This window comes from Brevibacterium aurantiacum (genome assembly GCF_007558825.1).
Classification (GTDB): domain Bacteria; phylum Actinomycetota; class Actinomycetes; order Actinomycetales; family Brevibacteriaceae; genus Brevibacterium; species Brevibacterium aurantiacum_A.
Genome location: NZ_VLTK01000002.1, coordinates 103,863 through 116,248 on the forward strand (window position 1 = coordinate 103,863; position 12,386 = coordinate 116,248).

10 protein-coding genes are annotated in these 12,386 nt (G+C 62.0%); 5 read left to right on the forward strand and 5 right to left on the reverse strand.

From position 1 onward, the window contains the following. Window positions 1–10: 10 nt before the first annotated feature. The gene (locus FO013_RS02945; RefSeq protein WP_143921091.1) at window positions 11–1,153 is read right to left on the reverse strand and encodes a thiolase family protein; all 1,143 of its coding nucleotides are present in this window, start codon (window positions 1,151–1,153) and stop codon (window positions 11–13) included. Window positions 1,154–1,363: 210 nt separating this feature from the next. On the opposite strand from FO013_RS02945, the gene FO013_RS02950 reads away from it, so the two are divergent. Genes FO013_RS02950 through FO013_RS02960 form a run of 3 tightly spaced genes read left to right on the forward strand, consistent with a single transcriptional unit; the run spans window position 1,364 to window position 3,988 of the window. Beyond that, a complete protein-coding gene (locus FO013_RS02950; protein WP_143921092.1) occupies window positions 1,364–1,687 on the forward strand; it encodes an SDR family NAD(P)-dependent oxidoreductase in 324 nt (107 codons plus the stop codon). 2 nt (window positions 1,688–1,689) lie between these two features. Further along, window positions 1,690–2,376, forward strand: a complete 687-nt coding sequence (locus tag FO013_RS02955; RefSeq protein ID WP_222103566.1) for a TetR/AcrR family transcriptional regulator — start codon at window positions 1,690–1,692, stop codon at window positions 2,374–2,376. Window positions 2,377–2,425: 49 nt separating this feature from the next. After that, window positions 2,426–3,988, forward strand: a complete 1,563-nt coding sequence (locus FO013_RS02960; protein WP_143921094.1) for an AMP-binding protein — start codon at window positions 2,426–2,428, stop codon at window positions 3,986–3,988. A gap of 28 nt (window positions 3,989–4,016) precedes the next feature. On the opposite strand, the gene FO013_RS02965 is transcribed toward FO013_RS02960, so the two are convergent. Further along, window positions 4,017–5,633: a nuclease-related domain-containing DEAD/DEAH box helicase gene (locus tag FO013_RS02965; RefSeq protein WP_143921095.1), complete on the reverse strand. Its 1,617-nt coding sequence runs from the start codon at window positions 5,631–5,633 to the stop codon at window positions 4,017–4,019. A 25-nt stretch (window positions 5,634–5,658) separates the two neighbouring features. After that, window positions 5,659–7,608 carry a TRAP transporter permease gene (locus FO013_RS02970; RefSeq protein ID WP_143921096.1) on the reverse strand — a complete coding sequence of 650 codons (1,950 nt, stop codon included), beginning with the start codon at window positions 7,606–7,608 and terminating at the stop codon, window positions 5,659–5,661. 274 nt (window positions 7,609–7,882) lie between these two features. Here FO013_RS02970 and FO013_RS02975 point away from each other — a divergent pair, with 274 nt between their 5' ends. Both FO013_RS02975 and FO013_RS02980 read left to right on the forward strand, forming a co-directional pair. Continuing rightward, the gene (locus FO013_RS02975; protein WP_143921097.1) at window positions 7,883–8,998 is read left to right on the forward strand and encodes a TAXI family TRAP transporter solute-binding subunit; all 1,116 of its coding nucleotides are present in this window, start codon (window positions 7,883–7,885) and stop codon (window positions 8,996–8,998) included. Between the two features lie 186 nt (window positions 8,999–9,184). Next, on the forward strand, window positions 9,185–10,099 hold the full coding sequence (locus tag FO013_RS02980) for a LysR family transcriptional regulator (RefSeq protein ID WP_260847954.1): 915 nt from the start codon (window positions 9,185–9,187) through the stop codon (window positions 10,097–10,099). Window positions 10,100–10,129: 30 nt separating this feature from the next. Here FO013_RS02980 and FO013_RS02985 read toward each other — a convergent pair whose 3' ends face one another. After that, window positions 10,130–11,215, reverse strand: coding sequence for an MFS transporter (locus tag FO013_RS02985; RefSeq protein ID WP_143921098.1), 1,086 nt, complete (start codon window positions 11,213–11,215; stop codon window positions 10,130–10,132). Window positions 11,216–11,334: 119 nt separating this feature from the next. Next, window positions 11,335–12,336: a helix-turn-helix transcriptional regulator gene (locus tag FO013_RS02990; protein WP_186292971.1), complete on the reverse strand. Its 1,002-nt coding sequence runs from the start codon at window positions 12,334–12,336 to the stop codon at window positions 11,335–11,337. Window positions 12,337–12,386 lie beyond the last annotated feature (50 nt).

A 12,386-nucleotide genomic window follows, 5' to 3' on the forward strand; every position in this document is an offset into this window, starting at 1 on the left:
TCAAGCAGCTTCAGAGCAGTTCGAGGATGGTGGCGTTGGCCTGTCCGCCACCCTCGCACATCGATTGCAGACCGTAGCGGATCCCCTGCTGCCGCATGTGGTGGATCATCGTCGTCATCAGCCTCGCACCCGAGCCGCCGAGGGGGTGGCCCAGCGCGATGGCCCCGCCGTTCGGGTTGAGGCGGTTGATGTCGGCACCGGTCTCCTCCAGCCAAGCCAGGGGCACCGAAGCGAAGGCTTCGTTGATCTCGAAGACTCCGATGTCGTCGATGGAGAGCCCGGATCTCTTCAGCGCCTTCGCGGTCGCGGGGATGGGGCCGGTGAGCATGATGACGGGATCGGCGCCGGCGAGGACTGCTGTGTGCACCTTCGCAATCGGAGCCAGGCCCAGTTCCTTGGCCTTGGCCGAGGTCATCAGCAGCAGGGCCGCCGAACCGTCGGAGATCTGGGAGGCGTTGCCTGCAGTGACGACGCCGTCCTGTTTGAACACGGTGTCGAGACCGGCCAGCGTGTCCACACTTGAACCGCGGCGGATGCCCTCATCGGTTCTGACCTCTCCGGCCTGCGTCGGGACGGGGATGATCTGTGAGTCGAAGCGACCTGCATCGGTGGCTGCGGCTGCGAGTTCATGGGAGCGCACGGCGAGTTCGTCGAGCTGGGTTCGGCCCAGTTTCCACTGTTCGGCGATCATCTCAGCGCCGATGCCCTGGTTCGGCTTGACGTTGTCATAGCGGGCGTTGAACTTCTCCCCGTACGGGGACGCGCCGGCGGCAGATGAGCCCATGGGTACGCGGGACATGGACTCGACGCCGCCTGCGACGACGACATCGTACTGACCGGCGATGAGCCCGGCGGCAGCGAAGTGCACGGCCTGCTGCGAGGAGCCGCATTGCCGGTCGACGGTGACGCCGGGAACTGACTCGGGGAGTCCGGCGGAGAGGGCGACGGTGCGTGCGATGTCACCGGTCTGTTCGCCGGACTGGGACACGCATCCGAAGATGACGTCATCGATGGCTGCCGGATCGATTCCGGTCTGGGCAACGACGTCGGCCACAGCGGTGGCACCCAGGTCGGCCGGGTGGATGCCCGAGAGCATGCCCTTGCGCTTGCCGGTCGGGGTGCGTCGTGCGGCGACGATGACTGCGTCGTTCATCTGTGCTCCTCTGTGACGGTGATCGTGCCGTGCCGGTTCCTGTGCCGGCTTCTGCACCGAGTGACGAAAAGATCTGCTGTGATAAATGTGACCCAGATAACTGATCGTGCGTTAAGATTTTCACGAAGATGAGAAACAGTCAAGACGGACCGTAAGTTCGCCAGGTGTTGGTCTCGGCGAATGCAGAGTCGCATGCAGAGGAGTCATCAGATGGAGATTCGCGACCAGGTTGCGCTCATCACCGGCGAAGCCTCGGGGCTCGGCCTGGCCACGGCGAAGCGACTGCTGGCGGCCGGGGGCAAAGTGCTCATCGTCGACCTGCCGAACTCTCGCGGGGACGATGCGGCCGCCGAGCTCGGAGAGAACGCCCGTTTCTTCGCGGCCGACGTCACCAGTGAAGAGCAGGTGCCCCATCCCTCCCGCCTCGGCGACCCCGATGAGTACGCGTCACTGGCTGAGCACATCGTGTCCAACCCGATGCTCAATGGGGAGGTCATCAGGCTCGACGGTGCGATCCGGATGGCCCCGAAGTGACTGTGAGTCAGCCCGAAGCAGCTGGCGTCGGAAGCCGCCAGCCCGACCGCGTGGGTCAGGCGGATCGGACCGCGCGATCGAAGGAACTCATCCTCGATGCGACGATCGAATGCCTTCTCGCCGAAGGATATTCGGCGACGACCACGATGAAGATCCAGGCCAAGGCCGGCGTGACCCGGGGCAGGCTTCTGCACCATTTTCCGTCGAAGCGGGAGCTGCTCACGGCTGCGGTCGCGCGCCTCGGGAAACAGCGTCTGAACCGGAATCTCGAAGACCGCACCGACGGCTTCAGCCGGTCCCTGGTCAGGGGGCGTCCGCCCGTCGGCGAGGTGGAGGCGCGCTCCGACTGGGCCGTGACGACCCTGTGGGCGGGACTGATGCACTCGAGTTTCTTCACTGCACTCGAGCTGTGGATCGCGTCGCGGACCGACGATGCGCTCGCCGACAAGGTCAGAGCTCACGAGAAGAACGTGTTCGAGAGAGTGAGGGAGAACGCCCGCGAGCTGTTCGGCCCGGTCGTCGCAGCACAGCCAGGGTACGACCACCTGTTCTCCGTGCTCTTCTCGAGCATGCGGGGGATGGCCGTGACCTACACGTTCTCCCATCTCGACCCCCAGACCGAACCGATGATCGCAACCTGGCAGCAGATCGCACGATCTCTCCTGACCGATGCACCTGTCGAGGACTGACCTGAACCGACCCGATGACCACCGATGTCGACGATGACAAGGAAGTGACATGTATCCAGGAAAATGGGCCGTGAAGAACCCCGACAAGCCCGCCCTCATCATGGCTGATACCGAGGCGGTGCTCACCTTCGGCGAGCTCGAGGACCGGTCCCTGCGGCTGGCCAACCACCTGCGCTCGATAGGCTTTGAGAAGGGCGATCACATCGCGGTCATGGCAGAGAACCGGTTCGAGATCGTCGAGGCCCTGTGGGCAGCACTGCGCACCGGGGTGATCATCACAGTCGTCAATTCTCACCTGACTGCAGCGGAATCGGCCTACATCGTCGATGACTGCGATGCTCGAGCTCTCCTCCTGTCGACCCGGTTGGAGAAATCGAGCGAGGTCGCCGCCGGGTGCCAGCAGGTCGAGAACAGGATCCGCATCGATGCTGTTCCCGACGGTGAGGCGGGGGAGGTCTTCGCCGGCTGGGATGAGTATGAGGCGGTGCTTGCGGCCGCCTCGGCAATCAGACCCGAAGTCGAACCTCGCGGCGACGACATGCTCTACTCCTCGGGCACGACCGGACGACCGAAGGGCATCCTGCCCGGAGCCACCGAACTGCTCATCGAGGACGAGGACGTTGCGCTCATCAGCCTGTTCCGCGCCCTCTACGGGTTCGACGATGAGACGATCTACCTCTCGCCTGCGCCTCTCTACCATGCGGCACCGCTGCGGTTCGTGATGACGACTCACTCACAGGGCGGGACCGTCGTCGTCATGCCCCGGTTCGACGCTGAGGAGGCACTGGGCCTGATCGAGAAGCACCGTGTCACGCACTCGCAGTGGGTGCCCACGATGTTCATCCGGATGCTCAAGCTGCCCGAGGAAATTCGATGCTCCTTCGACGTCTCCAGTCTCAAAGTCGCCATCCACGCCGCCGCACCGTGCCCGCCCGAGGTGAAGCGGGCCATGATCGAGTGGTGGGGTCCGGTGGTCTATGAGTACTATGCCGCGACAGAGAGCAATGGATTGACCATCATCAACAGTCAGCAGGCGCTGGAGAGGCCGGGCTCGGTCGGCCGTGACGGGGTCAAGGGCGTCGTCCACATCTGCGGACCAGATGGAGAGGAGCTGCCTGCCGGTGAGGTCGGAGTCATCTACTTCGAGGCTACGTCGGCACTGTTCGAGTACTACAAGGACCCGTCGAAGACCGCGGCCTCCAGGCACCCGAATCATCCCGACACGTGGGCGACGACAGGGGACATGGGCTACCTCGACGAGGACAGGTTCCTCTACATCGTCGAACGCACCACGGGCCTCATCATCGTCGGGGGAGTCAACATCTACCCGCAGGAGATCGAGAATGCGTTGGCGCTGCGGCCTTCGATCGCCGATGTCGCCGTGGTGGGCAAGACCGATGATGAGCTGGGGCAGGTTCCGGTCGCGTTCGTGCAGTTGGCCGATGGCGTCGCCGAGGCGGGGCAGGCCGAAGAGATTCGCAGCTGGCTCAGCGATCGCTTGGCTCGGTTCAAGATTCCCCGCGAGATCTACTTCGTCCCTGAACTGCCGCGAACTCCGACCGGGAAGCTGATCAAGCGCAATCTGCCGGATCCTGCGACGCTGGCCGGGTGAATCGCACTGTGCTGATGGTCAGTTGTTCTCACGCACCGTAGACCTGGTCGAAGACACCCATTTCACCGACGATGACGAGTTTCGTCGTCGCCCGCGACATTCCGACGTAGAGCATGTCCAATGCGCGGTCAGGGTCGCGGAACCCGTTGATACACAGCACCACGACGGGGCGTTCGAGGCCCTTGAAGCCGAGGACGTGTCCGTAGAAGACGTCCTCGGTGGCGAAGAACTGGTCCCAGTAGGCCGACGTCCCCTCGGTCTCGACGATCTCTCGTTGGACCGGGTGTCGGCTTCCGGTCGTCAGCAGTGCGATGTCGCCGGGGTTCCAGCCGGCGTCCATGAGGGATTCCACCTGTGAATCCGCCTCGGCGAGGGCGTCGTCGATGTCGACCTCGCTCCACTCGATCTCCTCACCGGGCCCGTTGCGGGAAATGGGCGGTTCGAACGCGAGGTCAGCGAAGCCGGCGACGATCTGTTCGGAGTTGCGCAGATTCTCATCGAGTTGGATGGGATTCATCGTGATCGGTGATGCTCCCTCACGGCCGAAGATCCGCTGTCTCTCGTCGGTGAAGACATAGAGAATACCCTCGACCTGATTGCGCAGACAGGACTGGACCGCCTCCCACCACAGCAGGCTGAAATCCTGACCCTCGTCGATGACGATCGCGTCGAAGAGGCTCGTGCGCGGCCGCTCATCGGCAAGGACCTTGAGCTGCAGAGGAAGATTGTGCTCCCAGTAGTCGGAGTCGTCATCGCTGCCGTGAGCCGCTCCCCAGGAGATCGGCAGGTCGTGGAACAGGCCCACATATGCGGGACGATCCTCCTCCGGCCATTGAGTGGTGAAGAGTTGGAGGAACCGGCCCAGGCCACGCGAGTAGCACATGAGCGCGACCTTCTTGCCTGCCTGAGTCAGCGCCCTGGCCTTGTGCAGCGCCAGGTAAGTCTTCCCCGAACCCGCACCGCCGCTGATCTCCGCACGATTCTGATGGCGCAGAATGCTGATGAGCTTTGCCTGTTCCCGGCTCAGCGCATCGGCGCGGTCGGAGATTTCGGAAGCTCTGAGGCTGACGTTCTCGACCGCCTGATTCGTCCGGCGCAGGTTCTTGAGGACGAATTCGTGTGGCGTATCGAGATTGTCACGCGCAGGGTCGAAGTCGAAGCGCAGCTGAGTGGAGATCGCCGCTGCGATCGAGTTGAGCTGGGTGGAGTCGACGAGCTGCCGCCTCGGTGCATCCGGTTGGTCCCAGTCCGGCGGCAGCTGAGTGTATGGGAGGACGGCGAGGTGACTGATGGGGCCCGGCATTGCCGAGACTCGAGTCCGCAGATAGCCGACGAGGGTGTGCTTGGCGACCATCGCCTGCTCAAGGGGGGAGACCTTGAGCCGATTGCGATGACCTTGAGTATCCTGCGTGATCCAACGACCGTCCTCGACTCCGACCCGACCGCCCTTGACCTCGACGACAGCGATGCCGAAGCCTGGCCAGAGCACGAGGATGTCGATCTCGACGTCCTTATCATCTCCGGTCAGGCGCTGGCCGTGAACCATCGTCGTCTCGTCGGGAAGCTGCTCGCACAGGGCATTCCACACTGCCTCCTCGGCGGTGGAACCATTGAAATCAGGCTGCTGCGGGATCACCGTGACCATAGCCTGAGACTAGCCGAGGATAGGACTATTTCTCAGCAAGCACGGATTCTTCTGAAGGAGCGTCTTTGTCGATTCCGAGCGGAGTATGCTCACCCCCGAGGTTCCAGAAGCGGGTGACGAGGAAGCAGATGGCTCCGATGGCAACTCCGATGACCGAGAATGCGAACTGCGGCGCAAAGGTCAGCAATCCAGCCACGATGAGGAGGGCCCGCATCACCCAGTTGGGCCTCCGTCCGACGATGACCAGCCAGCCTTCGAAGGCACATCCGAGGAAGAAGACCCCGACGATGGCGAAGACGAAGGTGATGAAGACTTCGGGCAAAGGTGCCTGCGCGACGAGGGCAGGATTGAGGGCGAAGGCGAACGGGACCACATATTTCACGGCGCCCAAGCGCATCGCGACCAGGGAAGTCTGCATCGGTGGAGTTCTCGCGATGTTCGCCGCGGCAAAGGACGCGAGGGCAACTGGGGGAGTGATGTAGGAAACCGTTGCCCAGTAGATGACGAAGAGGTGGCCCGCGATGGGATTGACGCCCAGCTCCACGAGCGCCGGGGCCATGACAATGGCGAGGAAGACGTATACCGCAGAGACCGTCATGCCCATGCCGAGAACAAACGACGTGATGGCTGCGGCGATGAGGACAAGGAAGAGGTTGCCGGAGAATGCGTTGACGAGTTCGCGAGCCAGCGACAAGCTCACTCCGGTCATCGACAGACCGCCGACGATCAGACCGACGCCGGCGATGATGCCGAGAATTTCGGCAATTGTCTTACCCGAGCTGAAGAGGAATTCTCCGAATCCCTTGATGCCCATGCGGTACTTCTTGGAGAAGACCGCCACGACGAGAAGGAACCCAACGATCCAATAAGGAGCCTGGCTCTCATTCTTTTGGATCACCAGGAGGAGGACGAGGCCGACAAGGGCAGCCAGATATGCCCAACCGAGCACGACGACTTTGCCGACATCGGGAAGAAGACTCTTCGCAACACCTTTCAGGCCCGCTTTGGCAGAATAGGCGTCAGCCTGAACGAAGATTCCGATGTAGTACAGAAGAGCCGGGATGGCAGCGGCGAGTGCAATCTGTCCGTAGGGGACGCCGACGAAGGACACCATGAGGAACGCGGCGGTGCCCATGATCGGCGGCATGATCGTACCGCCGGTGGCAGCCGTCGCTTCGATGCCAGCCGCGTAGCGTCCGGTGAAGCCCGCCTTCTTCATCGCCGGGATAGTCATCGGACCAGTGGTGAGCACGTTGGAGACGGCGGACCCACTCATCATCCCCATGAATGCCGAAGAGATGACTGAGACTTTGGCAGAGCCGCCTCGGAAGCGGCCGAACAGGCCCATCGCCAGATCGTAGAAGAACGTGGCCCCGCCGGAGTGCTGAAGCGCGACGCCGAAGAGCAGGAAGCCGACGAGAATAGTCGCACCGGTCTGGAGAGGCAGTCCTAAGATGGAATCCACTCCCATGGCGTGGATCTGTGCAGCAGTCTTGATGTCAAAGGGGATTCCCTGCAGGAACGGGATCGGAATGTAGGCCGTGAATATGGGGTACAGGGAGAAGACCAGGGCGATGATCGTGACGACGAGGCCCGCAGTGCGGCGCAGCGCTTCGAGCACAACGATCCAGAACACGAATGACAGCACTGAGGCAGTGGGCACTGGTGCGTAGTCCCATCCCAGGGTCACGATATTCTCTGCGTTGACGCAGAAGTAGGCGCAAGTGGCCAAGGTGATGACGGCCAACGCGATGTCGTAGAAGGGGACCGGTCTGTCATTCTGCGACTTCTTCGCAGGGAAGACGATGAAGACGACGGGAAGAAACGCGGCGAGGACGGCGTACATGTACGCGTTCTTCAGCAACGAGATCCCGCCCGGATTCCAGAAGAACGCCTGGTTCATCGCAACGAGCACGCCGATCACGGTGAGCGTGATGACGATGGCTTTCCAGAAAGGGGTGATTCGGACGTTCATTGTCGTTCCTCAACTGATTCGCGGCCTGGGCACTGGCGGTGTCGTGGTGCTGAGTCTGATCCGTCGGCGTGAACGTCTGCACTTCTTCCTTGAAAGTTGCAGACGTGCCCGAACGAATAGTGTGGTGTGTTGCATATATTACTTGAATGACAATAATCTAGGTTTATATATTCTGCAATATCTGTCAGCGGAACGTCCGTGTCTGAATTACTGAGACTTCGCTCGTGCCACTGAGAACGACACCGTGATCCATGCCGATGTGGAAGGCCGAACAATGAAGTTTCGCGCATTACTCGCAATTCTCTTAGCTCTTACGCTGGCGCTGAGCGCCTGCACCCCGCCGACGAAGAAGGTGAACGGGATCCGCGACCCGTTGGTATTCGCCACCTACGGCACCGGAACGTCGACCTATGCGGACTTAGCCGCAGTCACGGATGCGGTGTCGACGGATACCGACGCGCGACTGCGCATCATCACCTCCGACACGGCGATCGGCCGACTGGCGCCGATGAAGGCCGGGATCGCCCAGATGGGCAGGCTCGGTGATGAGTACATCTTCGGGTTCGAGGGCCAGAACGAGTTCGCCAGCGAGAACTGGGGGCCACAGGACCTGCGGGTCGTCTGGGCTCCGCTGTCGCCGCACTCGCTGCTCACCCGCAAGTCTGACGGGATCAAGACCCCCGCCGATCTCAAGGGCAAGAAGATCCCCAACGTGACCGCAAACCCCTCAGTGAACGGAAAGATCGAAGCCTACCTCGCATATGCGGGGCTGACGCTGAACGATGTGGAGCTGGTCGACGTCGCCTATTCGGAGCAGCCGGCAGCGCTTGAGTCCGGCCAGATCGATGCTCTCTATCAGCAGGTCTATGGTTCTTCGCTCTTCGAGCTCGAGTCGAAGTTCGACGTCAGTTGGATTGAACTCGACCCCAAAGACAAAAAGGGAATCGAACGGGTGCACAAGTTGGCACCGCAGCTCAACATCCTGCCGTTCGAAGATGCACCAGGTCAGGAGAAGGGCGCCAGCACACATGGATTCGTCTACACCTTGCCGATTTCCACGTATGCGGATGCGTCGGATGACGAGGTGCAAAAGCTGGTGAGCTCGATGGCATCGACATTTCCGAAGTACGAAGCGTCAACGCTGAACACACCGAGGTGGAAGCCCGATGAGGTTGAGACCACACCTCGAGTCATTCCCTACCACCCGGGCACTATCGCGTGGCTCAAGGAGAACGGTCAGTGGACGGACGAAGCGCAGAAGCGCAATGACGCGCTGATCGAGCGTGGCGAGAAGCTTCGCGCGGAATGGAAGAAGTTCATGGAGACCAAACCGAAGAAGGACGACATTCCCAAGAAGTGGGGCGAGTGGAAGGCCTCGGCTGATCTGTAAGAGGCGAGGCTCAACAGGGTCTAGAATTTGAGACCACCAGTCGGCCAGGCGCGGATCTGCGACTGACTGATCGCGTACTGGGCCGACTGCAACATCGCCGACCTGCGTTTCACGCAGTAACAGACGTCATTGCGGGGAAGTCCTTTCGTCCAAGGCGGCGAGTACGAACGGCGTGGAAGGTGAAGAGTGGAAGTTCAACAGGCGCGTGTGTTCATGGCGCTCGCAGAAGAGCTGCATTTCGGCCGGGCTGCGGAACGTCTGGGGATGGGGCAGTCGTTGCTGAGTCGGACGATTCGGCAACTTGAGGAAGAGCTCGGCGCTACCCTGTTCCAGCGGACGACTCGACACGTGCGCCTGGCGCCGGCAGGGTTGGCACTTTTCGAACCAGCTCGACAGATGATCAGTCTGCAGCGCGTGGCGGTCGATTCGGTGAAACGCGCGGCGACTGGAGAAGTCGGACAATTGGGCTTCGGATTTGCACGCGCTTCCTCGCGTGGCATGGCCGCCTCATTGGTGGCGGCGGCATACGAAGACCATCCCGGCATCACTTTCGCCATTGAATCCAATGTCTTCGCCGACGAAGGACTGACCCGGCTGGCTGATGGGAGCCTCGATCTTGCTCTTGTGAGGTGGACCCGGCAGCCGCCGACCATCACCGGGCGGCCCGTGTTGATCGAACGCCCCGTCGTCACCCTGCCTGACTCGCACCGTCTCGCCCGGAGGAAACTCATTCGCGTCGATGAACTGGCAGATGAAGACCTGCTCTCTCTCCCAGCGAACCCGAACTCGACGCTTCGAGAGACGACAATCCGACTGTGCCACAACGCAGGCTTTTCACCTCGGGTGATTCTAGAGCTTCCCGACGCTCAGACGATCTCTGCCCTGATAGCTGCGGGCATGGGAATCACCATCACCTTTGACTCAGTCGCGGAAACCATGCGTGAGCCCGGCACTGTGACAGTTCCACTCGACGTTGTGGACGAAGCGTCGGTGGTCTACCTTGCGCATCTGCGGACCCATGGAAGTGCGTCGTTGTCTGCCGTGTTGGCAATTGCAGAGACCGTCCTGCCGACGGTGAGCAGCACCAGTGAACGATTTTGACTGGTGCTGCTCGTTGGGTTCACTCGATTCTCACTTCGACTCGTCGACGAGTTCCTGCTCTTCGAAGACAATGTCGGCGCCCTCTTCGGGAAGACCAGAGCCGCGCAGCGACACGCCCTTGGTCTCCTTCATGAAGATGGTTGCCATGAAGCCGATGACACACGCACCCATCACAAAGTAGGCGGGCACGACCGTGTTCCCTGTGGCCCCGATGATCGCTTCATTGGCTGAGGGCGCGGTGCCGCCGAAGATTGCGGGCGAGACGTTGTAGGAGATCGCGAATCCCGCGAAGCGCACCGGTCCGGGGAACATTGCCGGGAACGTAGCCGAGATCGTCGAAATCTGCGGAATGTAGAGGATGCCGAGAACGGTCAGGCCGATGAGTGCCCAGACGAAGCCGTTGGCCATGAGCGTAAACATCGGAATGGCTGCAGCGAACAGGCCGATGAGAGAGAAGTACCAGACCGGTTTGCGTCCGACCTTGTCCGAGAGTATTCCGCCGAACGGAATGAGGATCATCATGAACGCCTGGGCCAGGAACATCACCGTCAGCGCGGAGTTCGAGTCCATGCCGACCGGATCCTGCAGGTAGGCGGGCATATAGGACAGCAGCGTGTAGTTGACGACGTTGACGGCGACTACCATGCCGCCGAGGATGAGCAGCTGCTTCCAGCAGTCGGTGAAGAGAATTAGGAAGACTTCCTTGACCGACTTGCCCTGGTCGTTGTCGTCGAGCTCCTCATAGACAGGGGATTCGTCGAGCTTGGTCCTCATGTAGAGACCAACCACGCCGAGGACGCCGGCGAAGACGAAGGGAATCCTCCAGCCCCAATCCATCATGGTCTCTTCACCGAGACCCAGCTGCAGCAGCAGAACGAAGAGCGAGCCGGCGGCCATGCCGACCAGGGTGCCGAATTCGAGGAAGCTGCCGAAGAATCCGCGGCGGTTGTCTGGGGCGTATTCGGCCATGAACGTCGCGGCACCGCCGTATTCGCCGCCCGAGGAGAAGCCTTGGATGACGCGGAGGAGGACGAGGATGATCGGTGCGACGGGTCCTCGGTGCGTGGGCCGTTGGGGCGGATCGTCCTCGGCAGTACGACCGATCGTCTCGTCCACTGCTCACCGCTGCCGATCTCGCTGGTGCCCCGCTGCCACAACTCGGACCGCGCGCATATCATGCGCCACTCGCTGGCTCCGATGGTTCTGCTGGCCCAGCCCCGGCGCTGACCGTGCAGCTATCCCGCGTCCTCCAGCAGCTGTTTCCGGTGACGTAGCGGACCGATTCCGAAGCGAAGGCGATAGCCGCGCGAGAGTTGAGCCTGCGAGCCGAACCCGCAGGTAGAGGCGATCTCGGCCATGGGCGCCGTGGCCCATGCAGGGTCGGCGAGTGTGCGGCGTGCCGTGGTCAGGCGCGCATCGAGAATGGTCTGCGGGACACTGCGACCAGTGGCGGAGAACAATCGGGAGAGTTGGCGTTCTGAGACGCCGATGAACTGTGCGAGGCAAGAGGCGTTCAGCTTCGGATCGCAGTGTGACTCGGAGATCACGGCCAAGGCTTCCTGGATGGGCCCGGTGTCCGTCAGCGGTCGTGAGATGACCCCGGAGAGAAGATCGAGCAGGCGAGTCTCGAGTCTCTGCCCGTGACGCAGCCCGCGGTCCAGAGCACCAGCGGCCAGCTGTGTGAGTTCACGAGCCGCATGGTTGGAAGGATGGTCGGGATCAAGATAGAGCGGTGTCGGCCGTCGCAAGGAGGCTGTGTCGGTGAGCTGGGACAGCGTCTCGCGGGGGAGCTGGATGACCAGTTCACTGACGCCCTGAGGGAAGGTGCGGGCGAACGCCGTGTCGCCGTCGCAGACGAGACCGCGTCCGGGCCCGACGGTGATCGACCCGGTGCGGTGGGTGAATTCGTTGATGCCCTGCAGGGGGATGTAGACGATGACTCCCGATACTGGGTGTGCGGCGACGTCTTCGGCCGTTCTGCGCACGGAATGCGGGCTGCCGTTGACCTTCGCGACCCGAATCCGGGGCAGTCGCAGCGTTGAGGTCTGTGCACGCAGCTGTGTGCCTGTGCCCAAGCGAGTTCTCAGCCCGACGAGCATGCTGGCGTGGTGAGTCTCCCACTCCGCGATCCGGCGGCTCGGCGGCACGGAGTCGGTGGAGAACCAGGTCTGTTCTGGTGCGGCCAGGGAACGCGAACCGTCGACTGTGCTCGCCGTTGCCCTGCCTCCGCTGACCATGCCCACCATGGTAGTCGTGACTGGGCACTGACGTGTGAGCACTCACATTT